The organism is Alkalinema sp. FACHB-956, from assembly GCF_014697025.1.
In the GTDB taxonomy this organism is placed as follows: Bacteria; Cyanobacteriota; Cyanobacteriia; order Leptolyngbyales; family Leptolyngbyaceae; genus Alkalinema.
Genome location: NZ_JACJRC010000002.1, coordinates 130,127 through 155,717, shown reverse-complemented (window position 1 = coordinate 155,717; position 25,591 = coordinate 130,127). Strand labels below are relative to the sequence as shown.

The following is a 25,591-nucleotide window of genomic DNA, read 5'->3' as shown; positions in this document are numbered from 1 at the left end:
GTAGAAAAACTCAACTGTGTAAAGATAAGTGAAGAGAACCTTTATTCCCCGCAACCGAACATGGGTTATCGTCTTCGTGTCTTTCTCACACCAGAACAAGATCGCACCTTGCGAGAACTGAGAACGGCTCAACATTTGCCGCAACGAGTCCGGGATCGCGCCGAAGTTGTACGACTCAGTTCACGGGGTTGGATCGTCGAGAAGATCGCGGAGTATTTTGACTGGAACTTGCAAACAGTACGCGAGACGTTACATCGCTGGCAAAAACAGGGATTAGGTGGACTGTGGGATGCTCCTAGACCCGGTGGGATGCGGCGTTGGGAAGAAGCCGACATGGTGTATCTAGAAACTTGTCTGCGGCAAGACCCTCGCCGCTATAGAGCCAAACAACTAGCAGAGAAATTAGCCAAAGAGCGCGATGTACATTTGAGTCCTGAGCAAGTTCGACAAATCTTACGAAAAAGGGGGTGATTTGGAAGCGCACTCGCACCAGTCATCAATTGCGACAGAATGCGGAACAACGTCAACTCAAACAAGCCGACCTAGATGTGCTGGAATGGGCAGCAGCAGTCGGTGAGATTTGTTTGAAATATCTGGATGAATCTGGGTTTTGTTGTTGGAGTTCGGTCGGTTATAGCTACTACTTTCGTGGAGAGCAGAAACGCCAAGAGCAAACTGCGCCGCGAGGCAGACGATTGAATATTTTAGGGCTATGGGAACCCTGCGTCAGCTTCGAGTATGGGCTGGCAGTAGGAAGTTTCAAGGCTCCTGCCTATATTCGCCTGATGGACTGGCAAGCTCAGAAAGCGCAACAGCGATTACAACAGCAAGGTCAGGTTACGGTGATTGTGCAAGACAATGGTTCATTACATGTCAATAGGGCTGTGCAAGGGCATTGGGAACGATGGCAAGAGCAAGGAATTTATTCGTTTTGGTTACCTCCCTACTGCTCTGAAATGAATCGAATCGAGAACAAATGGGAGCAGATTAAAGATCACGAGTTGGCGGGCCGTATGTTCGAGGATGAACTAGACCTTGCTGAGGCCGTGATAGATGGGATTGAAAACCAAGCACAGAAGGGGAACTACACGGTCGAGCGGTTTCGGTTCTAACCTTGAACTTTACTTTCCTTTACATACTTGAGTTTTTCTATCATTACCTACTTAATACAATCTTCCAAATACTATATCTGAATCAACACCGAGTAGCTTAGCAATCGAATCAATCTCAAAAGGGACATATATTTTTGATGATCTATCTGGAGTTTTATCATCAAATTTTGGAAACCTATCGATTACCTGCGCGTATATCGCCTCGAGTATTTGCAGATCTGTCGGTGTCTTCATAGTTTGTTTTCTGCCCTATGGTTCTGAGCACCCGCTATAAACAAACTCCAACCTCAAATCGATCAACACTCAGAATCGGTTTGCATCGGAATTGTCAGTCTGTGACGTAGCGAGAGAATTTCAAAAACATTCTTAGATTATATGCCTAAAATAGAGATCTGGGAATGAATCTGTAATTGTTCTTCAATCCATTGAACTAGATCTCGAATCATCTCTGCTAAATCTGCGACATTAGATTGAAAATTACTGGCAAATCTATCTGCTGAGTCCTGACAGATAAATTTCAGCTTCCCGTCTAGTTCTTGAATATCTTGAACCGTCTCTAAAGATTGCAGCAAATCACCAAAGTCACAAATGATCCGTGCCAGTCAGGTGCGACGATCGGTCACGTTAGGCTAATCATGAAATTTTCCTAGATTTTTGCCTGAAAACGACGGCCCACGAAACAATCTGAAAGACCGATCGAACTTTGCATCACACAAATGAGGGAGAAAATGCACGATCGCTCTCAACGACCACGATCGCTGCTTTCGCGGATGGGTTTTTAGGTCAATGAGCAGTAGAACCCCGTAAGGTGCCTACAGTCTGCCAGATGGACAAACTTGTAAGCACCTCGCCGTTACCGCTGACGTTCGCGACTGAGGATGCTGATGTATTGCCCGTCGGAATGCACGATCTTCATCGGTTGACTCCAATGAATCCGATCGGCGATCCGATGCGCATGGAATTGATTAATCGTGTCCTGTACAAACTCTTTGTGACCGATTAAGTGGATCTGCAAGCGTTGTTTTTCATGTTGAACCGAACGATCGCTCCGATCGCTAGAACCTGTCGCCATAACTGAGCTTCTCCTGTTGTGCATTGGAAGAAAGCCCAAAAATTTAGAGCCACCCCGTTTGACATCACAAACAAGAGTGGCTCGGTCAGATGCTAAAATCCTCATCAAGCCGCCTTGCTGGTTACTCAGCGAGGGGGAATAGCTACCCATAGCTGTTGGCGCAACTGTGGGTAGTGCCCTAAATTTTCAGGATCCCAGCGACCCCATGCTTCATGCCGGACTGTCAAGTGAAAGAAGGATGTTCATGGAATCACTTGACAAACCACAGTACGAAGAAACTAAAGGACTGTCAATCCGTATTTCAAAACTTCGATCGGGTATCATTTAATACCCGTATGCTTGAGCAGAATGCCTTGGCTAGCAATGGGCTCAAACCCATTTCATGGAACGCTGAACCGAACAAAAAACCTTACTGAAGCGGCAGAAAAATATCCACGATCGCCCCTGTCCCACTGATAGCCATTCACCGCTGCACTTTTCCCAATTGCTGATTCGCCTCCGCCTGCTCCCGCGCCGCCATCAAAATCTGATTCACTTCCTGCTCCGCCAGCAGCAGAGTCTGCATATCCCGCCGCTCCACCTCCTGGCTCACATCCAAAAACCGATAATCATCATCCCCCACGCTTGCCCTCCGCCCAACCCCGCGCATCCTGCAACGCCTGCCCCCGCAAAAATCCGCAAAAATCCGCCTCAATGTCGTGATCGCTAAAAATTCGATCGAAATATCAACGAAGACTTGCCCATATGACAGGGCGACTTAAGATGCTGTAGCAGTAGTCCGACGCTAAAAAGTTCACACTAATCAGCAGCAGACTAATCCCCGCTGTATTCAGATTGTCATCGATCGCCTGGGCGCACTCCGTCCCCACGCTAATTTTGCGATCGTGCCAAGTCTGAATCACCCGATGACCGCATTCCAGAGCTTGCACACCAAGCATGATGTCCGAGATGGCTAATCCGTATTTTCCTGGAACATTTCTAAACGCTAGTCTAAATGCCCGCCGGAATTCCAGAGTTCTTCACAATTTTTGTACACACTCAAAACATAACTCGAAACATAAACTTAATTTATCAACATATAAGCATGAGTTATAATGCGAACATAAAGAGCCCCAGGAGAATTTTTCATCCACCTTAGAGTGGATTGCTGGAAAGAATGAATGGCTGGGATAACCTGGCCAAAAAGAACGCTAAAAAGAACGTCACTCCCCTCGGCTAGGAAAGAAGTGACGCTCTAGAAGCATTTATTCGTAGAGATTTATAAGTTAGAGCCTTTAAAAATTTGGTTGGCTCCATTTGATCTATATCTAGAATCTCAGAAATCTGACGGAACCTTGACTTACTTAAGGTTTTCTTCAGATTTGATTTTTTTGGGGACGCCAACGCCCTCACGAGCTCGATCGTCCCCATGGCCCACAGCCCTCAATTCCAGCTTCAGCCCTAATATTTGCGTTCCTGCGGCTCAAACTGATTCACCACCACGGGCATATAGTTCAAAGCCACCCCGCCAGGCCCATAGGTCGCCAGCGTGTGCTGCAAAAAAGTGCCATCGTCCCGGTTGGGATAATCCTCCCGACTGTGGGATCCACGACTTTCCCGCCGATTTAACGCCGAAGTCAGAATCATTTCCCCCACCATCATCAGCGATCGCAGCTCCAGCGCCTCGATCAGCTCCGTATTCCAGCAGGTGCCCTTGTCATCTAGATAGATCTGCTCTGCTTTTTGCTGGAGCGCCTTCAGTTGGCTGATCCCTTCCTGCATCACCGCCTCGGTGCGGAAGACGCCACAGTGCTCCGTCATGCAGTCTTGGTAGGCTTGGCGAATCTCCTGAATGCGGTACTGGCCCGGTTGATCCAGCAGGGCTTGGAGGGTTTGCTTCGCCTCCTGGAGATAGCGCGATACCTCGATCGATGGCAGTGTGCGGCCCTCTACATAGCGCGCGATCGCAGCCCCCGTCCGCCGACCGTAGACCACACATTCCAGCAGCGAGTTACTGCCCAAGCGATTGGCCCCATGCACCGACACGCAGGCCGTTTCCCCCGCCGAGAAAAAGCCCTCCGTCAGGCCCGTCGCCGACGATCGCACCCGCCCATCGGTATTCACCGGAATGCCCCCCATGGAGTAATGCACCGTGGGTCGCACGGGGATCGGCTGTTCCGCCGCATCGATACCCAAGTGCAAATGGGCCTCTTCCCAGCAGAAGGGGATGCGACTCATAATTTTTTCCCGACCCATATGGCGCAGATCGAGGTAGACCACCGGCCCCCCAGCACTGCCATCCTGGTAATTGATCCCTCGGCCTGCCCGCACCTCGTAGGTGATGGCACGGGAGGTGATATCACGGGGGGCCAGTTCCATGCGACTGGGGGCATAGGTCGCCATGAAGCGATCGCCCTCGGCATTGATCAGATAGGCTCCTTCCCCCCGCACGGCCTCGGAAATCAGCACCCCCACTGGATACAGTCCCGTCGGGTGGAACTGCACAAACTCCATATCCTCCAAGGGCAACCCCGCCCGCGCCGTCATCGCCAGCCCGTCCCCCGTCGAGGCAAAATCGTTAGACGTGGTGTTGTAGACCCGGCCATAGCCCCCCGTGGCAAACATGACCGCCTTAGCTCGGAAGACCTCCAACTGACTATCGACAATCCGAAACGCCACCACGCCCTTGGCTTCGTTGTCTTCAAAAATCAGCCGCATCACATACCACTCGTCATAGAGCTTAACGTTGTGCCGCCGCAGGTTATTGACCAGCTCATGGAGAATGGCGTGACCCGTTTTATCCGCTGCAAAGCAGGTGCGGTTGTGGGAATGGCCCCCAAAGGCCCGCTGGGCAATGCGACCATCCTCGGCTCGGGAAAACAGGACGCCCATATGTTCTAGATCAATCACCACATTGGGGGCTTCCTGGGTCAAAATGGCCACGGCATCCTGATCCGCCAGGTAATCGGAACCCTTGACCGTGTCAAAGGCATGGGCCTCCCAGGAATCCGTGGGATCGGCGTTTTTCAAGGTGGCTGCAATGCCCCCCTGGGCCGCCACCGAGTGCGATCGAATCGGGTGCGTTTTGGCAATTAACCCAATGCTGAGACTGGGGTTCATGCGGGCAATTTCTACGGCGGCCCGAGTTCCGGCAAGGCCACCACCAATGATGAGGATGTCGTGATCGATCATGAATCTGAATTAGCGGATCAACAATGATTGTCAAGTCCCCCTGAATCAGGGGATTTAGGGCGATCGGAGCCAGTGCTATCGACGATGTTTGCAATTTATTGAGGTTTTTAAGATTGTAGGCGGTCTCTTTCCAGAAACCCGCAATCAACGGGGTCTCTTAAGCAACACCCAGAATCCCACTGCCAACGCGATCGGAAACATGAACCGTAGCCCCAGGTTCATGGCTTCATCGAAACCGGAGCGTGGCATGGGTGTGGGCGAGGGTTGCAGTAATGCGGTGGTGGCGGAATTGGGGGATTGCTGGGCGGCGGTGGCAACGGCCCCAGTCGTTTGACTCGGCGGTTGCACGGTGACCTCGTAGCTGACTTGAAACGTATTGAAGTCCTCCCCTGTTTTGGGCTGTCCTTTGAGTTCCAAGCGATACAGCCCCGCCTTCGGAAAAATCACGGTCGCCCCCGGCACACTGCTGTACCGTTCCGGGGAAATAGCTTTGAGGGTGGGAGTGGCGATCGCCGTCGAGCCGTCGTAGACCGTCAGTTTACAGACACACTGATCCAGGGCAATGGGATCTCCCCCTTCACGGGTCAGGGCAAACCAGGCTTGGGCCGGTTCCCCGGCTTTAGGGTTGTGGTTGGGTTCAATGTGAAACAGAACCCCCACTTTGCCCTCAGTTTGAATATTGTGAGCCAGGATTAATTTTTTAGGAAAAGCTGGATTATTGTCGGATTCTGAATGTGCGGATTCTAAAGGTGTTGTGAACTCTCGAAATCTCTGATTACTTGGATTTAACATGCCCCTTGCCCCAGCCAAACCATGACCATACTGTATGCGATCGTACCGCGAGAATCAGAATTGTTATGGCAATCAGTCCGATCGTCCGGCTATGGTGCACCGCAGTGGGAGCGACCACACCCAAATAACTGGATCCAACTAAAATGGCATGGATCACAATCAAAATCCAGGCGGGAATCGCCAACAGATGGAGCTGACGCCAGCGTTGTCCCAATCGTTGCACCCAGCGATCGGAACTGGTTAACGCTAAGGGCACCATGGCTAGTAATGCTAGCATCCCTAATACCATTCCCAATTGTTGCGAGAAGGGTAAAAATCGAATCCCTTGCAAATTCCAATTAAACGTATGACTAACAGTATGGGCACTATGAAAAACAGAAAAAATAAATGCACCCACACCCAATGTGCGCCGATATTGCAACGGGCCTGACCATAATTTAGCGATAGGTCGAGCGATTAATGTCAGCATCAATAAGCCCAATGCAATATGGCCTGTATAGTCCACCATTTCGCTACTGCGCAGCACCGTTAACAGCCCGATCGCCAGCGTCACCCAACCTCCCAGTTGGAATAACTGACTTCGCCGATCGCGACTGAAAAACGCAGCGGAGAGACTCACGCCCAGCATCATGGGTAACGTTCCCAGCCCAAAGGCGATCATCGTTGCGGCTCCCAGCCAGGGATTTGCCGTTTCTGCTGCTTTAATTTGTGCAGCATATAGGAATCCGCAGGGCATCAATCCCCACAGCAATCCCAATCCGATCGGGGGGGCCAGAGTTAACTTTTGCATCCAGTGATTCACCCAGTTGTGCAAACGTCCTTGGGCCAAGGGATGCAGCAGCGGCATTTGGGGCAACCAACGGGGCTGAATTTGCACCAAGCCAAACCAAATGAGTAGCAACCCCGTGAAAATCGCCATGGCCCGCCGCACATCACTACCGATCCCCGCCAATTGACCACCCGCAACCACGATCGAACTGACGCCCCCGATCGCCGCTCCCACCAAGCCATAACTCAGGATGCGCCCGCTGTTCAACCATAAATTGAACAGTAAGCGCGATCGCGCATCGGGGGTGCGATCGGTCAGCGAAAAGGCAGCTGTGAGCGGGCCACACATGCCGAGGCAATGGCCAAAACTGCCTAGAAAACCCAGGGTGGTCATCAGGACGAAATCTAGCATTTTCCCATCTTAGGACGTTGGGGCGATCGCCGGGTGCGCCTTCCTAGAATTCACAAGCGACGGTTCAGGGAATCCCCATGACCCCCATTAAATTCTGTAAACAATTTAAGCTGTCAGGAAAAGTCAGGAAAAGTCAGGTTACATTGAAGAATATTCCAACGGGTGCAGATAAATCCTGTAGCAAACTATGGGTGAAGAACATCGGGGTGAAGATCGTCGGGGGCAAGATCGTCAGGGTGAAGATCGTCAGGGTGAAAATCGTCGGGGCAGTCATCACGAACTCAATCTAGAGCAGGCGATCGCGATCGCCAATACTGCTTTGCAAAAAGGATTAGGACGATCTCTCAAGGATTTAGAAGAGGCCATTTTACGCGGTTCCTACCATGGTTTGACCTACCAACAAATTTCAGAGCAACAGGGCTACAGCGAAAAATATCTCCGTCAGGATATCGGCAACCTGTTTTGGCAGGACTTAACCTATGTGGTGGAGGAACGGGTTAGTAAAACGAACTTTCGTGGCCCGCTCCAGCGTTGGTCCCAGCGACAGCAACCTTCGATCGAGCCAGCCTCCCCCCCTCCTGTTCTGCCCAATTCAGATCCCCCTATCGACGATCGCGTCAATGATCCGCCCCGATCTGACTCCATCATGGCCCCTCTGGTCACGGCCACCCAGGAACTTCGGCTAGAGGAAGATGGAACAATCCCCGATATTTCCCGCTTTTATGGTCGCAGGCCAGAGCTAGACCAACTGGTGCAAAAACTGCTAGCGCCCTGCTGTCTGATGACGATCTATGGGCTCCAGGGCATCGGAAAAACATTTTTGGCCGCAAAACTCGCGTTGGATGATATCGGAGCCTCGTTTCAGGTTGTTATTTGGCGATCGTTATCCAGCGATCTCTCTGGCCATCACCCCCCACGCCTCCCGGAACTGCTGCGAGATTTAGTTCAGGTGTTTGATCCGTCGGCCTCCAAGTGGGAAATTGCAGATTTACTGAAACATTTTCAGCGATCGCCCTGTTTCTTAGTGCTCGATGGTTGGGAAGCCGTTTTGGAACCGGGAACCTGCCACGGCTCCTATCGACCAGGCTATGAAGACTATGGCCATTTTTTGCAAAAACTCACCACCACAGCCCACCAAAGCCGAATTGTGATCACCAGTTGCGAGAAACCTCGGGAGGTAGAACTCAAGGAAGCCGAACAGGGCAAAGTCCATGCACTGGCACTGTCTGGATGGCGCGAAAAAGCGATCGCGCAATTTTTCGCTGACAAGGGGGTAACTTGCTTGTCCGAAATGCAAGTGCGATCGCTGCTCCGCGATTCGGGAGGACATCCAGTCGTCTTAGAACGGGTGGCAGCTTGTATTCGTGGCCCCTTCGGTGGCAGTGTTGAGCGTTTTTTAGACTATGATTCTCCGCTATTTGGCGATATTCCGTTACTGATTGAACGCCAACTCCAGCGCCTGTCTGCCCCAGAACGGTTATTTTTAAATACCTTGAGCGATCGAACGCTTCCCTTCGGTTTGCAAGATCTCCAGGAAGCCCTCGCCAGCACCCTGCTTTCCATGCCGCTCCATGAATTGCTGCCCTCGCTGCAACGCAAATCTATTCTGACCGTCAATCAGCGAGATGCCTGCGACCCCGCCTACTATACGATCGTCGGATACATCATGCAGTATTTACAAACCGTACTCAAGTCCGACAACCACTAAGTCCAGTCCCCATGCTAAGTCCAGTCCCTATGCTAAGTCCAGCCCCTATGCCATCGGCTTATACCAAATTGATTTATCAATGCTACAGATCCGATCCCCCCTAGCCCCCCTTAAAAAGGGGGGAATTTAGTCAAATTCTTTCAAAGTCCCCCTTTTTAAGGGGGATTTAGGGATCGTCATGGGTTGCAATCACAGGTTGATTTGGTATTAGACGCAGTAGAAATTCCTGGTGTGGAACTGGTGGATGGTTGAGAAACAGCCGCTTGCTGCAACGGGATTTGGATGCTGAACTCGGTTCCTTGCTGTTCACTGGAGTAACAATTTAATTTACCTTGATGCTTTTCGGTAATGATTTGGTAACTGATGGACATGCCCATACCAGTTCCTTTTCCGACCGGCTTCGTGGTAAAAAAGGGTTCAAAAATGCGTTTCTGAACCGATTCAGGAATACCTGGGCCATTGTCTACGATCGCAATCTCAACCCAGTCATGATTGACCCTGGCTGTCCGAATCGTAATACGACCCGATTCCTGTGGTGAGAGTGCAGATTTTTTTTTCTGACTGCATTCTTCTAAGGCATCGATCGCGTTCGCCAGGATATTCATAAACACCTGATTCAATAGCCCTGGATAGCATTCCACCAACGGCAACTCACCATACTCCTTGATGACTTGAATTTCCGCCCGATCGGAGCGCGCTTTGAGGCGATGTTGCAAAATTAACAGGGTGCTATCAATGCCCTCATGGAGATTCACCGCCTTGAGATCGGATTCATCCAAGCGGGAGAAGTTCCGCAGGGAGAGAACAATTTGCCGGATGCGATCGGTTCCCATGCGCATAGACCCCAGCATATTGGGTAAATCTTCCCGCAAAAATGCTAAATCCATCTCCTCTGTTAAATCGGTAATTTGATCCACAGGGTGTGGATAGTGCATTTGGTAATGATCAATCAGTTGCAACAAGTTATCCGTGTATTCGTTGAGATGCTTGAGGTTGCCATGGATGAAATTGACGGGATTATTGATTTCATGGGCAATCCCAGCGACTAACTGCCCCAAACTCGACATTTTTTCAGCTTGGATGAGTTGCGTTTGCGTTTGCTGCAAATCCTGCAAGGTTCGCTCAACTTGATCCCGCGCTTCGGTAATGGCCGAAATTTGCGGTAGCGTTGTCCAACAGGCGATCGCGACGCCGACAAAGGCGACTATCACCAACAAAATACTGAATAAGGGCGTAAACTGATCATCCGGAACCTGGGCTAGTTTGGAGCGAACCCCCCAACCAATACTCAGCGCACCACACAGTAAACCCAGCAGGACCAAGACCTGGAAAGATAACCAGTCTTTCCGTGTGCGGGCAAAGCGTTGGCGATCGCGATAAATCCAGCCTTCAATCTGCAACCATTTCCATTTCAGGCGCGAGCCTTGGGTAGCAGCCATGCCAACAAATGCTGGTAAGAGTAAGCCAAGAATCCAATCCTGCCAACCCCAAGCCAACCCACCCACGATCAACACCATTGCTTCGATCGTGAAAAACAACAGAGATAACTGAGGCCAGCGCACTTCTGGCTGTTTCCGGTTCAGCCACAACCCGAGGTGAATCGCCATCATAGAAGCGAGATAGCCGGTTCCGGTGACCATGACCACCCGTGCAACATCGCCCCAGATTAAACACAGAAGGCTTAAGCAAAACGTGAAGATGAGGCTAGGTTCCAGAACCTCTTGCCGGGAGAGGAAGGCAAAAACGGGGGGTAAATAACCATCTTTGGCTAGTTGATAGAGCGTGCGAGGGCAGTTGGACACTGCTGTAGCGGAACTCAGCAAACACCCAGAGGTAATTAAAAAGGTCACTAGCGTTGCAGCCCAAGATCCCCAAAATGACTGAGCGGCGGCAATGAGGTGGAGATAGGTGCTGTCTCCTACCCCCCCCCAGGCGGGGTTCAACTGCATCAGGACCCAGGAGCCACCAATATAGACGATCGGAATTAAACAAGCTGTCACCGCCAAGCATTGCAGCGTTCTCTTGGGGCGGCGGCTATCGGCCACAAAGGAGGAGGCTGTCTCGCAGCCATAGACCGCGTAAACCGCAATAAAGAACCATTTCATCCAATCGATGAGGGTAATGCTGGTTTCTACGGTGGGCAACAATCCGGGACTGGTGGGCGACACTGCTAACCACCCTAATCCTTGGAGACAAAATGCCAGGAGAAGGCCGATCGCAGGAAAGACAAAAAAGGCATGGAGAATCCCGATCGTCCGAGTTCCGCGAAAGGCAACCAGAAAAGGAAGGGCAGTAAAGCCAATTCTGAGCCATAGTTCAGGGCAGGTAATCCCTAACGGATCGAGATTGGCTTTAATCAAGTCCGTGAGAATAATGGCGTTCATCGGCGGCACTGAAATCCAACCCAAAAAATATCCGATCGCGCCATAGCGAGCCAGTTTGGGAAAGCGCTGTAGAAGATGGGCTGTATAGTTAGGCGTTCCGCCAGCTATGTCAGGCAAGTAGCGTCCCAGTTGTTGCACTTGCAAGTTCAGAAACACGCCTACGATCGTGCCCGGAATCCAGACCCACAGGGCATTTGGCCCAAGTTCTGCATGCATTACTGGCGCTGTTCCCAACCACAGCAAAAGTCCACTAAACCCAAACCCCCAGGTTTCGAGAGAGGGTAAGCTACGGGGTAACGGGAGAATCGAGAAAGCGGGCCTAGTCATGTCTGGGGAACATCCGGTCTGAGTGCGACTTCATTGTTCCCGAAAGTCACATGAAACTTAACGATCGCTCACCACCAATTGTCACCGATTAAAGATATTTGTCCGGTTCAAGGGTAATTTTTCTGACGACTGTTTAATTTTCGTCTTTCTGACGCAATGGATTGAGGATCAGTGCTCGTTGCAAGTCCGATCGTTGAATCTCAGGGTTTTTCTAGCGATCGTCTCAGAAGACTCAACAACGGATATCTGGGTATATTTCATGGATTGTAACGGTATAACTGGAAGAATCAATATGCTCACTGAATTGCTCACGAGTTTCTTTTGTAAGTGACTGAATCGCATAATCACCAGTTAATCCGACTCATCCAACGGGAGCCAACCAATGTTGATGAGTTCTCCAGGTACAGCGGAGGGATAGACCTGTTGAAACTGATGAAATAGATGCTTGAAATAGATCTTTTCTTCTGGAATCAGTCGATCTTCATGGCTGGTGAGATAGTCCTGCAAACTTTCAAACCCAGTGTCTACAGAGCACCCCAACACTTCCGTCCATTGTACTCTTTCCCATATTAACTACTTGCATATCAACCACAGAAATTCTGGATCATGGGTTCGATCGACCCCTTTCCCTCGCAGAATTTACCCCCAGCAGAATTTACATTTGTTACCGTAGAAACGCCCCCATTCTCCTGCCACCATTGTTATGCATTGGCTTCTCACTGGCTCCCTGAAAATCGATCGCCTAGAACTCCCCATTCAAAATCTGCCCATCCACCTCGACGGTCTCAAAATTGTGCAACTCTCCGACTTCCACTGGGATGGGTTACGCCTCTCCGCCGACCTCCTAGAAGCCGCGATCGCGGCCAGTAACCGCGAAGTTCCCGACCTCATTGCCCTCACCGGAGACTTTGTCACCCATTCCGCCCAACCCATCCACGAACTCGCCTCCTACCTCCAGCAGCTCCACAGTCGCCATGGCATCTACGCCGTCCTCGGCAACCACGATCGCTACCACCGCACCAGCCAAAGCGAAATCACCCAGAGCCTAGAAAAAATTGGCATTCAGGTTCTCTGGAACCAAGTTGCCTATCCCCTGGGGCAGGAATTCGCGATCGTAGGGCTAGCGGAATATTGGTCCCAGGAATTCCAGCCCGCCCCTGTCATGGAAGCGCTTCCCCAGGAGATTCCCCGCCTGGTGCTAGTTCACAATCCCGATGCCGCCAAAAACCTCGCCCCTTGGCGCGTTGACCTGCAACTATCCGGTCATACCCACGGGGGCCAAATCATTCTCCCCGGTATTGGCAATGTCTCTGCCGTAGTCTCCCGCCACTATCGTCAAATCCACTGGCGGATCAAAAAAGCCTTACCCATCCTACGATCGGCCCACCGCGTGCTCAAAAACTGGGACTGGGCCAGTGGCTTACATGCCGTTCCCAACCAAATGGGCCAAACCAACCAACTCTACGTCAATCGTGGCCTCGGAACCTATCTGCCAGGACGGCTGCTTTGCCCCCCGGAATTGACCGTTATCACCCTCAAAGCCGATCGATCGAGGCCCTAAACATCTCCCCAGCCTCCATCTCCCCAGCCTCCATCTGTCCGTCCCCATCTGCCCGCCAATCCTGAAGTCGGGCTTGAATCCCTTTCACCTAGGGATTTATGCTGATTAACTAGGGACTCCCATAAGGAGATCAAATCTCTTACAGCCGGGTTATTTCTGCCTCGCCCAGGGGTGATCCATAACCCGAGTTCCACAACTTTATCGCTCTAAGGAAGGTAGGGACTAGCGATCGCGGCCCTTTTGCCCAGATAATGAGTTGATGTGCCTTTTTAAGATCCCGTTTTTTTCGTACGTTTGACCTGATACCGCCGCTCACTTGGATGAACGCATTCATGACAAATCTGGATACTTCCTCAGTCAGCAGTCCCCTGCCCAGCGATCTCCGCGCCCAATTTCTGTCCGCCACGGAACGCAATCGGTTACCGATCGTGGATCAATTGGCCGCCCTCGGGCAACCGGGCTACGAAGTACTGATGGACTTTTTGCGGGAGTACCAGGCCAGCGAGCAGGTTTTTACGAAATACGGCGCAGTCAATACCGTCGCTGCCAAAGCCTATCAAGCCCTCTTTAAGGCCCAGACCGAAGCGGCCCAGGCGTTTCTCTCCCAGCACTTTCCCACGGGCATCGTCCCCCTCAAATCCGATCGCGCGATCGATTACCTCCCCTTACAGCAACTGCTAGCCCAGCAAGACTTTTTAGAAGCGGACAAGCTCACCAGCCAAAAACTCTGTGAACTCGCAGGCGGCGATGCCATTCAGCGCAAATGGGTCTATTTCACCGAAGTGAATGCCTTTCCCACCACCGATCTACGGACGATCAATGCTCTGTGGTTAGCCCATTCCGAGGGTAAATTTGGCTACTCTGTCCAACGGGAACTCTGGCTCAGCGTGGGTAAAAATTGGGAAAAGCTCTGGGCGAAGATTGGCTGGAAGGATGGCATTAACTGGACACGCTACCCCGGCCAATTTGTTTGGACGATCGAAGCCCCCAAAGGACACCTACCGTTGTCCAATCAGTTACGGGGGGTCCGGGTGATTGATGGGTTGCTCAGCCATCCAGCGTGGGAAAGCTAAGCCACTTTAACGACCCCCAGTTTTTGCCAAAAATTGGATAAAGTGGGCCGACAAGTTGCCTAAAGTACCCAACCGATCGGCAATTCTCCGTAATCTTTCCGAGGGCGCACTAGAAACTCACCCAAACGGTGTAAAACTTCAGTAAACTCGCTACCTATTTCATCGTTTCTCCCAAAGACAATACGGGAATGATGGGGATGGTTAGATGTGGTGCTCTATATAGATGCAGTGCTCTATATAGCCCCTTGTCATCCAATCGTTCCATGGTTTTTAAATTAGGTTAGAGCGGGGTTAGGATGGTGTGTCCTGAAAGTCGGCTGTATTGTCGTCTCGATGGTATGACAGCGATTGCAAGAACGCAACAGCGTCAATTAGTCTTGACGGAATTAGGGTTACTTGAAGCAGAAACGGTTCCAGTCTTTGAAGAAGCAGTTCAAACCGCAGCCAACTTTGTGGATGCGCCAATTTGTTGGTTGAGTGTGATGGAAACGGAGCGGGAACGGATGAAAGCTGCGATCGGGCTATCCCGGTTGGGCTTAATGAATCCGCTATCCATCGGTCGAGAGATCTCCTTGGAAGAGTCCTTTGGTGTCTATGTGACCGATAGTAGCCAGGGTTTGGTCGTTCCAGAAACGCTCCATCACCCGGCCCTGAGCCACAGTCCCCTCAGTCAACAGTACGGCATCCGGGCTTATCTGGGGGTGCCACTGATCACGTCAGGGGGACAATGCATTGGGGTTCTCTCGGTCATGGATCTCCGTCCCCGAGACTTTGCCCAAAAGGATGTTGAATTTTTAACCTTGATTGCTCGACTCAGCATGAGTGAGTATGAGCGAATCCATTGCACTCAAAAAAGTGCAGCCCTCTCGGCCAGTCCTGCAATTCCCTTCCCCCAACATTCCCCTACTAGCCCCCTCAAGTTTGAACTGTTAGCCCAGTTGACCCAGGAGTTACGAACCCCGCTCACCTCCGTGATGGGGATGGCCAGCGTACTGACTCGGGAAATTTACGGCCCCTTAACGGGCAAACAACGGGAATATCTCGATATCATTCACCATAGCGGCCAGTATCTTCTTTCCTTGGTTAAGGAAATTCTGGAACTGTCAGAACTGGACGATCGGAATCATCAACTCAACCTATCATCAGTGGACATCGAAATGCTGTGCCAGCAAGCCATCAGCACGCTGGAGCAAGCTGCCAATCGTCGAGAACAACAAATTCGCCTGTCCGTGGAACCGGGTAATCGGATCTGGATGTTGGACAAGGAAAAAATTCGTCAGATGCTCTATCATCTGATGTTCAGTATCATTCAGTCTTCCAATGCTGGCAGTATTGTCCGGCTGCATGTTTCCAACAAAAGCAACGGACTGAAGTTAACCATTTGGGTATCCCATCCTTGCCTAGGGGAAGGACTGCCCTTCAGTGATTTCTACAGCAATGGTGATAGCAGCAGTTTGCAGGGGAGCGACGCGGTAGAAGCGGGGATGTTTGCCAATGGCAAAACGGCGGTCATGAATGCGCCGACAAAAGCAACCCGCGATGACAACAACACGAGTGCCAATCTAGGTTTGCTCCTCAGTCGTCAACTGGCAGAAATCCATGGCGGCCAACTGCTGATCCAGGGTTCAAGCCCCGGCCATCGCTATGTGATTACCCTCCCCCGCCAAACCATGCCCCATCTTGATGCCATGAATAATTGATCCAATCAATACAGGTTGCTTCGGTATGACTTCTCTTTCGCACGTTTTCTTTCGCATGAATATTTGTCTGGCTTTCTGACACACAGTTGTGAACCGCTTAAGCCTCTTCTGGGAAACCCTGGAAGAGGTTTTTTAATGCCGATCGCTTTTGTTTTATCCCCTCTGAAAGGGAGTACTCAGTATTCACACCGATCGCGCCACTTCTGGATTAGATGACATTGTTTCAATCATTAAACCTACCAACTATTAAGCCTACCAACTATTAAACCTACAACGATTAGACAGTTTTCTCAACAGTATTAAATCTAAATAGTGCTCAATTCTAACCGCATTAAATATCGTGAAAGTTTCAATAAAAACGAAATTTTGAATTGAAAAAGAAATCAATTGAGAATGCTAAATTTAGTAACCTAAGTCGAGCCAGAAAACTTACGAAAATCATTCATTCCAAGTTATCTGAAACTCAAATCATTAAATGCTACATATTCTCCTTTTCAGTGACGATCGGATCATTTCATCAGCTTGTAGCACGAGGATCTAGAGGATTCAGAAATCAACAAAACTCACAATTAATTAATCCTTCGTGATATTCTTCGCGCCCCCTTCGAGAACTCCCACTTGCCGATGAATCCAGGAGAACTATCACTGGGTTTGAAGCCTCGATCGCACTTGCCCCAATCATTAAATCCTGTGTAGATCAACGGCCAAACCTCGAATCAATGCGGATAATGAAGATATTCCAACCCTTCTATCGATCTATCGATCGTGTATCACCTAGATCGTGTATCACCGCGATCGAACCCATGTTTTCCCTTCAGTCTCAATTTTCTCTGCTGTCATTTCATTCGATCGATCCCACGTGATCACTGAAAACACATGATCACTCCATACACCTGATCTGCATACACTTCATCACTGCATACAAGGGAGACTCCTATGATTCGGAAAATGGTTGCCGATGTCATGACTCGTAATCCCATCACTGCCCATCCCGAAACACCCCTCAAACAATTGATCCACACCATGGCCGAAAACCGAGTGAGCGGGATGCCCGTTGTCGATGGGGCAGGCAAACTCGTGGGCATTGTGTCAGAAACCGATCTGATGTGGCAGGAAACCGGGGTGACGCCACCCCCCTACGTCATGATCCTCGATAGCATCATCTATCTCAAGAATCCAGCGACCTATGAGCGGGATTTGCATCGTGCCCTCGGCGTCACCGTGGCAGAAGTCATGTCCCCTCACCCGATCGTGATTCAGGAAGACCAATCCGTGGCGGAGGCCGCTCGGTTAATGCACGATCGTCATGTTCACCGTCTCCCTGTCGTGGATGGCACAGGGCGGTTAACGGGGATCTTGACCCAGGGGGATATTCTCCGCACCATGGCCCAGGAACTTGCCGTCACGACGGTTTAACACGACGGTTCAACACGACGGTTCAACACAACCGTTGAAGTCGCCCCCTGTCAGTCACGCGATCGCTGGCAGAAGAACTAGCTTTCAGAAGAATCTGTATCTTGGGTGGGGATCATTAGATGCGAAAATAGGGAGCAATTGACCAACCCAGATAATAAGACACTGAAAAAAGCATGAGCGTTGATGCAGAATCGGTAAAAGAACTACTCAACTCCTCTGATTTTGGCGATCGCATACAGGGACTCAACCAACTCCGAGGACTGGATCCTGCGGTTGGGTTTGAGCTAATTCAGCCCATGGTTCAGGATAAGAATGTCCGGGTACGATACGCTGCTGTTTGTCAATTGGCTACCCTGGGGACTCAGGATCGCGCTCGTAGTCTGCCGCTTTTGCGAGCGGGGCTTCAGGACAAGGAGCCGGATGTCCAGGCAGCCGCAGCCGATGCGATCGGGGCATTACAACTGACGGAAGCCTTTGAAGATCTGAAAGATCTCTACGAAACAACCCCAGAGTGGATCGTCAAGCTCAGCATTATTGCACCGTTGGGAGAATTTGGCGATCCCCGCTCCTTTGAACTGCTAGAAGATGCCCTTCAGTCCGGCAATGAGTTGCTAGCGATGTCCGCGATCGGAGCCTTGGGCGAAATCCGGGATGAACGGGCGATCGCGCTACTGACGCCGTTTGTGCAAAATGCCGATTGGCAGATGCGCTATCGGGTGGCTCTGGCCCTGGCCCACTACACCACGCCCGAAGCCCAATCCATGCTCGAATTGCTTGCCCAGGATGCTGTCCCCCAAGTTGCAGAACAAGCAAAAGCGGGACTGGTGGCCTCCTAAGGTCAATTAGTCGTTCAAGCATTCGTTCAAGCATTCGCCAACCCGAATCCGCAGACCCGTCCCTGAATTCCCAAAAGCAGGACGGGTTTTGCAATTCTTGCCCACAGGCTCCCAATGCCCAAGCCCCCGCAGAAAGAAGCGGTGACAACGGGTATTGCACCACGATTCGGTTCGGTTTCACACCACATCCAGGTTAGGAATCAGGGTACTCTCGTAGTACGACCAGCGACACAGACCTGTTAGTAAACTCGCGATCGAATTTGGGGTTATGGGTGAGTGGATTTTGCCAACGTTGAGTTACGTGCTGATGCTAGGCCAAGAGGAAGACGAATTTGTGACGTCCTCGGGTTCAGTGGCGACCCAGCGCGTTAAAGCCGAAAAATCCTGGGCAGCGGCGATCGCAGCCCTAGAGGTAATGTTGCAGCAAACTGCCGATCCCCGCGATACCGAGGGATTAGCGCCCCCCCAAGGTCTGGTGCTGTCGGGGCCCTTTCCGACCTTGGGTTCGTCAGAATTGCTCGATCGCTATCGCAGTTGGACGTTCACGGCGGATAATTCCCTCGCGACGATCGCTAATTTCTTTCAACTGCCCCCCTGCGAAACGGGTGCATCTCCGGCCCAAAATACCAGCACGCCCCTGCCCCTCCTGCCTGGAGATCCGCTGGCCGCTGAGCAGTTTTGCATTGCACTGACGCCGAAATTTAGTTTCGTGATGGTGCTGGGCGAAACCCCAGAAGGAACCCCTGGCTTTTGGTTTTCCTTTGAGCCGGAGCAAGTGGAACGGGCCTGTCAAATTCTGCGCCTGCGGGTTGTGATGCTGAGTCCTGCCCACGTGAACGCTTGGGATGACCTCATGGTGCAGTTTCCCACGATAATGCCCCATTACAAGACGGTCACCCAGTTTAGTCATCGCTTACTGGCCCATCTGCCCTGTGAACTTCCCTGCCCATCCGGCTCGATCGGCCAGGGCATCTCCCAGCCCCAACACCCCGAAATTCCCGATCATTTTGCGCCATCAGCCCATTTGGCAGCAGCTAGTTTAGCCACGTCCAGTTTAGATGTGGAGTTGTTGCAGGCGATCGCCCATGAAGTACGCACGCCATTGACGACCATTCGCACCCTCACCCGGCTGCTCATGAAGCGCAAGGACATGGTGCCCGATGCGCTGAAGCGGCTGGAAGTTATCGATCGGGAATGCAGTGAGCAGATCGATCGCTTTGGTCTGATTTTCCGAGCTGTGGAACTGGAAACTTCGAATAACAAAGGGGTTTCCCTAACCCCGACCTGTCTGACGCAGGTGTTTAACCAGAGCATTCCCCGTTGGCAAAAGCAAGCCCAACAGCGGGGGTTGGCCCTAGAGGTTGGCTTACCCAACACCATGCCCCATGTGGTAAGTGATCCCAGTATGTTGGATCAGGCGCTGACCAGTTTGATTGAGCGATCGGCACGCAGTTTGCCCGCCGGGAGTCGCATTCAAATTGAGGTAGGGCTTGCGGGAGATCAACTGAAGTTGCAGGTGGAAACTATTGCCAATGAATCCAGTTGTCCCTACCAACCGTTGCTCAAGTCCCTGGGACAGATGCTGACCTTCCAGCCAGAAACCGGGGTCTTGAGTCTAAATCTCACGGTGACGAAGAATCTGTTCCAAGCCCTCGGCGGCAAGCTCACGGTGAAGGAAAAATCCGCCCACCAAGGGGAGATCTTTACCGTATTTCTACCGCTGCAACCAGAAAGTATCGATCTGGGCAGGCTCGATCATCAGCCAACTCATTTGGTTTAACCGGTAGTTGGGTTTAACTTGTAGTTTGGTTTAACCTAGAGTTTCGCGTTTTCTGTGGGTTCGCGTTTCATTGAGCAGGTTATTGAGCATAGAATCCTCCTAGCGTTGTATGTCACGGTCATGAAAGCGTTGGTCTTTTATGGTCGTGGCGTCATGACGATCGTGGCTTGTCCATCATAGTTTTGCAGGTGGGTAGACGATCGAGTTCCTGGGGATGGGCTGCCAGGTAGGTGCGTAGCCAGGTGCAGCCTCGGGCGATCAGTTGAGGCAGGGTTTCGATCGATCTAGTGTGTACCTTACCATCTGCTGCAACAAAGATAATTTCATTACCTTGGGGCGTGAAATCAGCATCCAGAATTGCGGATTTTAGGTACTGAAATTCACTGAGTAAACGACCTGCTAAATCCCAGACTTTAATGCTTCGCTCATCGTGGGTGAGGATGCGATCGCCTTGGGCATTAAAGGTTGCGTTCTCACCAGCAAAATCGGTAATCCGTTGCCCTGATTGGTGCCAAAGGTAAATTCTTCCTTGTGTGCCTTCTACTAAGATCTGTTGCCCTGATGGTGAAAACTGAATTTGTTTAACTGGAGTCTTATTATCTTGCAAAGTCGTGATGAGTTCCCCAGATAGATTCCACAATTGAACCACACCGCGATCGGAGGCCGTAATGAGTCGATCGCCGGTTGCATTGAGTTGTGCTGCTTCAAAATTACCTTGTTGAGGTTCAAGTTTTAAAATCAGTTCTCCTTCAGAAGATCGCACCTGAATCACCTTGTTGGAGATATGAACTGAGTATCCGTGGGCTGGGAGCACCCTCGACTCATACATAATACGCGAGACAGGCTGGCCCTCCCAGTTAAATAGATATAGCCTGTTCGTTATGTTATTCTCTAGACTATATCCAATAATATATTTCTTGTCCTGGCGAATCTTCCAACCCCTTGTCTGTTTACCTGTTTTCTGATGCCATTTTGTCCACTCATTCTGAGACAGCGGCATTTTTAAAGTGGCAAGACGCTTTCCTGCGAAATTTATAATCTGAGCATCGTCAGATTTTTCTGGAACAACCAGTACCCGTTGAGTTAGCGGGTTGATATGGGCAGTTCGGAGGACTTTCTGAGAGGGGATGGAATCTAGGTATTGTTGTTTCCAATCCCAAATGCGTGCGGTTTTGTCTTGGGCAAAGGTGACAAGGCGATGATCACCTTTCAAGAAATGAGGACTCTTAACTAAATCGTGATCGTACTTTCCAGACTCAATAAGTAGCTTGCCTTTAACATTCCAAATTCTTGCAGAGCCATCAGTGTTGGCCGTTGCAATAAACTGACCATCTGGACTGAACTGAGCTAATGTACTCTTCGCTTTTCCGTTTAATGTACCAATCAGATTTCCCGATAAATCCCACACCTGAGGAGGATTCATGTTAGTTGTCAGAATCCTATCTCCCTGGGGACTGAACTGGGCATCGGAATCAGAAGACCAATCGATTGAAGATGAATAGCCCTGAATCGCTGAGAGGAGCTTACCGTGTAAATCCCAAATTCTGATCGTTCGATCGCTGGAAATCGTGAGAATCTTATCCCCTTGCGGAGCAAAATGAGTGTTGTAAACCTGATTCTTATAACCTTTTAATTCTGTAATGATTTTGCCCGTTAGATCTCGAATCTCTACGATGTTGCTATTATCTTCAAAAAATTCTGAGCGCGTTAACATGAGATCCCCTTTCGGGCTCAATTCTTGCGCATACACCCTTTCCATCTGTGTTGATAATTTTTGAGATCGCTGGAAAATTGTACTGACTGGCTGCTCGAATCCCCTCGCTCGATAACTGGCGAGTAAGAGTATGTGATTATCGGTGACACCTAAAACTCCTGGATAAAGGAATGGCTGATAAGGTTCATGTATTAGTGGGAATTCTCCCGGTTTGACTCCCTCCTTCCTTGAAGATAGAGTTAGTAACAGACGTCCCGATTGATCAAAAACATTAATCTTATTTTGCCCCTGTTGTTTATCTTCATTAAGAACCGCCAAAATTCCAGCTTTGTGAATAAAGTTAGTTTGTGTTCTCTGCGTTAGATCTAGCTGGAAATCGTGAATTACTTTTACGGCAGTCAATAATTGTCCCGACGGACTCCATGTGCGCATAAAACCATCTTCAGCAAAGGTTGAGATTTCATTGCCTTTTGAAGTCATTGTTATGGAAGCAATTTGGGCTGGATGCGCCAATAGGGTTTGATATTTGGTTAGTTCCAAAGCTGTCTGCAAAGCATAGGCAGGGCTGGTTGTTAAATAGTCCTTTGCTCCAGTCTTCTGCATGATCTGGTTCAATTCATCCGCCGATCGCATTGCACTTAGCAATCCTTCCAAGGGCCGCTTCTTGATTTGGTCTAAGACCGCTGCACCCTCCCGCTCTAGGCGTGTTACCGCCACTGCGACTTGCTGCTCCTCCCAAGTCCGCCAACTGTAAAAACTCAAACCAACCGCCCCGATCGACAACAATCCCGCCGCGATCGCGCCCCCTTTCACCCATCGCCCTGCTTGCTGTAATCGTTGCTGGGCCTGCATTTCCGCTGCTGCTAAAATCGACTTTTCTTCTTCAACCACTTTTAGCCGTTGCTCCATTTCCCGAGATTCCAACGCCTGACTCGCTGCAAAAAATCGATAATCCTCATCTCCTAACCGCTTCCCTTCGGCCCAAGCCTGCGCCTCCGTGAGGGCCTGTCCCCGCAGCAACCGGGACTCATCCGTTTGTCCCGACGCCATCCAAGCCGCGATCGCCGCTCCATAGGGGCGCAATTCCGCCAACATCTGCGCTAACCACATCTCATCAAAGACCTGCCGATAGATGGGGTTATACACCTGCAATTTGCCATCCCGCTTGACCACCAATCCTGTCAAACGCAATGCTTGATGATCTGCATTTTCATGGGCTGTAATCCCATTCTGCTGCAAAATCTGTTGATAGACCCCCAATAACCGCGTCCGCAAATCAACATCACTTTGCAGTAAGCGATCGCGTAATGTTTTTAAATGCTCTGGCGTATCCTGCGCCTCCCATTGGCGAATGATCCGTTGTTGCACCACCCGCGCGACCCAATCCGGGACTAATTCCTCGGGTTGCATAGTTTCCGCGGCTAACAACGCACATAACTTTTGAGTTAAAAAGGGTTGTCCCCCTGTCCAGTGCAGAATTTCTGCTAATACTGTCGTGGGATGTTCCGATCGCAACCCAGCCGCTAATCCCAAACAATCCGCTAACTCAAAGCCCTTTAACTCAATGCCCAGGGCAATATTAAACGGAGTCCGTAGGGGATCTTGAATTAACTCTCCCGGCGTTGTTACCCCTAGCAAACACCAAGTTAATCGCTGGAAGCTAGGTTGTTCCGATCGCTTATTTTCAAAGGCTCGCAAAATTGCAAAAAAATCATCCTTAAACGCCAAGCGCAACATACTATCAATCTCATCCAGAAAAACCACGATTGCGCCCTGCGTCTGGGCTAACAGCACCGTTTCCACAAATTCCCCAAAGACCTGTACCATCGGCATATCTGCCCTTGCCTGGAGCCAGCTACGGCGATCGAACTTGGCCAAATCAAACCGTTGTGCTAAACGCTGAATTAATGCCCCATACCACTGGGGTGGACTCACACCCTGCGTCCCAATTTCCGTCACGTCGATCGAGATACAGGCAATACCTTCCCCCTCTAGCTGCCGAATCATCTGCACCTTGAGACTTGACTTACCCATCTGCCGAGAATTTAGGACATAGCAAAATTTGCCCCGCTTTAAGGCTTGATAGAGTTCAGTATCGGCGGATCGTTTCACATAACTGGGGGCATCGGCTTGAAGACTCCCCCCCACTTGATAAATCATTGGTTCCATTGGACAACTCCAAACTGTAAATGACAGGAAAATAACAACCAGAATATAAGCGCTATCTCAAACGCCAAACGATAGGTCTTAACTCATTAACTCAACGATCTCGAATCCCAACTAAACGGGTTTCAAGCGTCGTTGAAAATAGTTGCGATATAATTCACATTTCAAGGTGTACTTTTGGTTTTGTATCTTGATTAATCCCAATCGATCGAGCTGTTGGGCTGCATCTACATCGATCGATTGCGGTTTTGGATTAGCTAGAATTTCTCGTAAGGCTTCTAGTAGCGTTGGCTGACGGGCAATCAAGCGCCACAAATGACGTAATTCATCACGATAGATTCCGGCTTCGGTGGGAGCCGTTTGTAAGAGATGGACTAAGGACTCCCCCTGCTGGCAAGCCTGAATCAGCCGTTGTAAATAAGCCGGATGCCCTCCCACGCAAGTCATGACCTCGGTTATTTCTGCCGTTGTCCAAGTCAAACCCGATCGGGCGACTAATGTCTGAACTTGTTCGTTATTTAAATTAGGCAACTCAAGAAACTGCCCCACATTAAAAGGAGACTCATATAAATTTAATGGAATATACACCTCGGTAGAGTAAATCAAAACTAACCGTAATTTTTGCCACACGGTATGAATTTTGCCCCGCTCATGCCAAGCTCGCAATAACCCTAAAAACTCAGCAGCCACTTCAGGATAGGGGAAAATTCGATCGATTTCATCTAGGCACAACACGAGCGGCGTAGATAGATCGGCTAACAGGTATTGCTCAAAGTAATCGGTACAGCTCATTTTGGCTGTTGAAAAGGTTTCATCCCAGTAGTCTGCTAAACGATTAGAACGCTGTAACAGTTGAGTAATTGCACTACAGAACCATTTTAGGAATGCACTCAGACTCGCAAATTCCGTCACGCTGGCTAGGTGAAAATTTAGGCTGGCTGACTGGTAACCCTGGTGCTGTAATTGGTGCAGTAAGCGATAGGAAAGTGCCGTTTTTCCCATCAGACGCGGAGCTTTAATCCGTAACAGGGCATAGGGTTGCTGTAGCACTGTGATTCCTAATGCATCAATGCCATCCCGTTCAATGTAAATAAATGGCTCAAATGCCTCTAATTCTGTGACCCCTACGAGGGTTTCTGTAACCCCTGCGAGGGTGAGTAATGATGCATTTGATGGCACGTTTAATGGTGCTGCTTGCGGTTCTCGATCGAGTTCTGAACTAAAATCCGCGATCGTGCGCCAGTCTAGCTGAAGTGCATCGCTAATTTCAATGAAATTGAGGTGATCGACAGGACGCCCATTGAGAAAATTACTCACCGTCGATCGGGACATTTGTAGCTCTTCCGCTAAATCCTGCTGACGAGCATAGCCCTGCTGTTTCAACTGACGCTTGACCTGTTCCAGTTGCGATGTTTTGACGTGGAGCGATCGACCCATGACCTTATCCTCAATCCTGCTTCTATCATAGGCAACCGCCCTCAATGGAGGTTTGAAGTCAGACATAAATCAGACAGGGGGCAGCGGTACAGCGGGACAATGGTAAGGGGTAAGCGGTAAGGGGTAGGCGGTAAGCGGTATAAATGTGGCCACAAGTGTGGC

Annotated in this window: 18 protein-coding genes; 8 read left to right on the top strand and 10 right to left on the bottom strand. The window is 50.3% G+C overall.

The genetic code is table 11. The annotated features are described in order from the left end of the window. The first annotated feature begins 60 nt into the window (after positions 1–60). Positions 61–1,112 (top strand): IS630 family transposase gene (locus H6G21_RS04060; protein WP_242041633.1). Its coding sequence is split into 2 segments (ribosomal slippage): positions 61–456 and positions 459–1,112, totalling 1,050 coding nucleotides; the frame shifts between segments, so codons are not numbered across the junction. Between the two features lie 853 nt (positions 1,113–1,965). Here the strand turns inward: H6G21_RS04060 and H6G21_RS04055 are convergent. The 6 genes from H6G21_RS04055 to H6G21_RS04030 form a co-directional block, all read right to left on the bottom strand. After that, positions 1,966–2,184, bottom strand: a complete 219-nt coding sequence (locus tag H6G21_RS04055) for a hypothetical protein (protein ID WP_190570800.1) — start codon at positions 2,182–2,184, stop codon at positions 1,966–1,968. A 463-nt stretch (positions 2,185–2,647) separates the two neighbouring features. Continuing rightward, positions 2,648–2,806 (bottom strand): hypothetical protein, encoded by a 159-nt coding sequence (locus H6G21_RS04050; protein ID WP_190570798.1) that lies wholly within the window; start codon positions 2,804–2,806, stop codon positions 2,648–2,650. A gap of 103 nt (positions 2,807–2,909) precedes the next feature. Then, a complete protein-coding gene (locus H6G21_RS04045; protein WP_190571290.1) occupies positions 2,910–3,122 on the bottom strand; it encodes a hypothetical protein in 213 nt (70 codons plus the stop codon). A 502-nt stretch (positions 3,123–3,624) separates the two neighbouring features. Continuing rightward, a complete protein-coding gene (locus H6G21_RS04040) occupies positions 3,625–5,355 on the bottom strand; it encodes a succinate dehydrogenase/fumarate reductase flavoprotein subunit (protein WP_190570797.1) in 1,731 nt (576 codons plus the stop codon). Positions 5,356–5,499: 144 nt separating this feature from the next. After that, positions 5,500–6,015: a hypothetical protein gene (locus H6G21_RS04035; protein ID WP_190570795.1), complete on the bottom strand. Its 516-nt coding sequence runs from the start codon at positions 6,013–6,015 to the stop codon at positions 5,500–5,502. Positions 6,016–6,130: 115 nt separating this feature from the next. Continuing rightward, entirely contained in the window at positions 6,131–7,327 is a 1,197-nt protein-coding gene (locus H6G21_RS04030) for a sulfite exporter TauE/SafE family protein (protein WP_190570793.1), read from the bottom strand. 187 nt (positions 7,328–7,514) lie between these two features. Here H6G21_RS04030 and H6G21_RS04025 point away from each other — a divergent pair, with 187 nt between their 5' ends. Then, the gene (locus H6G21_RS04025; RefSeq protein ID WP_190570791.1) at positions 7,515–9,035 is read left to right on the top strand and encodes a hypothetical protein; all 1,521 of its coding nucleotides are present in this window, start codon (positions 7,515–7,517) and stop codon (positions 9,033–9,035) included. A gap of 176 nt (positions 9,036–9,211) precedes the next feature. Here H6G21_RS04025 and H6G21_RS25525 read toward each other — a convergent pair whose 3' ends face one another. Next, positions 9,212–11,746 (bottom strand): amino acid permease, encoded by a 2,535-nt coding sequence (locus tag H6G21_RS25525; RefSeq protein WP_190570789.1) that lies wholly within the window; start codon positions 11,744–11,746, stop codon positions 9,212–9,214. A gap of 351 nt (positions 11,747–12,097) precedes the next feature. Further along, the gene (locus tag H6G21_RS04015) at positions 12,098–12,289 is read right to left on the bottom strand and encodes a hypothetical protein (RefSeq protein WP_190570787.1); all 192 of its coding nucleotides are present in this window, start codon (positions 12,287–12,289) and stop codon (positions 12,098–12,100) included. A gap of 160 nt (positions 12,290–12,449) precedes the next feature. Here H6G21_RS04015 and H6G21_RS04010 point away from each other — a divergent pair, with 160 nt between their 5' ends. The 6 genes from H6G21_RS04010 to H6G21_RS03985 all read left to right on the top strand — a co-directional run bounded on the left by H6G21_RS04010 (position 12,450) and on the right by H6G21_RS03985 (position 20,112). Next, on the top strand, positions 12,450–13,307 hold the full coding sequence (locus tag H6G21_RS04010) for a metallophosphoesterase (RefSeq protein WP_190570785.1): 858 nt from the start codon (positions 12,450–12,452) through the stop codon (positions 13,305–13,307). A gap of 332 nt (positions 13,308–13,639) precedes the next feature. Then, the gene (locus H6G21_RS04005; protein WP_190570783.1) at positions 13,640–14,380 is read left to right on the top strand and encodes a GUN4 domain-containing protein; all 741 of its coding nucleotides are present in this window, start codon (positions 13,640–13,642) and stop codon (positions 14,378–14,380) included. Positions 14,381–14,676: 296 nt separating this feature from the next. After that, the gene (locus tag H6G21_RS04000) at positions 14,677–16,080 is read left to right on the top strand and encodes a GAF domain-containing sensor histidine kinase (protein ID WP_190570781.1); all 1,404 of its coding nucleotides are present in this window, start codon (positions 14,677–14,679) and stop codon (positions 16,078–16,080) included. A 939-nt stretch (positions 16,081–17,019) separates the two neighbouring features. Further along, positions 17,020–17,496 carry a CBS domain-containing protein gene (locus tag H6G21_RS03995; RefSeq protein ID WP_190571247.1) on the top strand — a complete coding sequence of 159 codons (477 nt, stop codon included), beginning with the start codon at positions 17,020–17,022 and terminating at the stop codon, positions 17,494–17,496. Positions 17,497–17,669: 173 nt separating this feature from the next. Continuing rightward, on the top strand, positions 17,670–18,332 hold the full coding sequence (gene nblB / locus H6G21_RS03990) for a phycobilisome degradation protein NblB (protein ID WP_190570780.1): 663 nt from the start codon (positions 17,670–17,672) through the stop codon (positions 18,330–18,332). A gap of 268 nt (positions 18,333–18,600) precedes the next feature. Next, positions 18,601–20,112, top strand: a complete 1,512-nt coding sequence (locus tag H6G21_RS03985) for a HAMP domain-containing sensor histidine kinase (RefSeq protein ID WP_190570778.1) — start codon at positions 18,601–18,603, stop codon at positions 20,110–20,112. A gap of 151 nt (positions 20,113–20,263) precedes the next feature. Here H6G21_RS03985 and H6G21_RS03980 read toward each other — a convergent pair whose 3' ends face one another. Together H6G21_RS03980 and H6G21_RS03975 are read right to left on the bottom strand one after the other, a co-directional pair. After that, positions 20,264–23,995 carry an AAA-like domain-containing protein gene (locus H6G21_RS03980; RefSeq protein WP_190570776.1) on the bottom strand — a complete coding sequence of 1,244 codons (3,732 nt, stop codon included), beginning with the start codon at positions 23,993–23,995 and terminating at the stop codon, positions 20,264–20,266. Between the two features lie 111 nt (positions 23,996–24,106). Further along, on the bottom strand, positions 24,107–25,429 hold the full coding sequence (locus H6G21_RS03975) for an AAA-like domain-containing protein (protein ID WP_190570774.1): 1,323 nt from the start codon (positions 25,427–25,429) through the stop codon (positions 24,107–24,109). Positions 25,430–25,591: the final 162 nt, after the last annotated feature.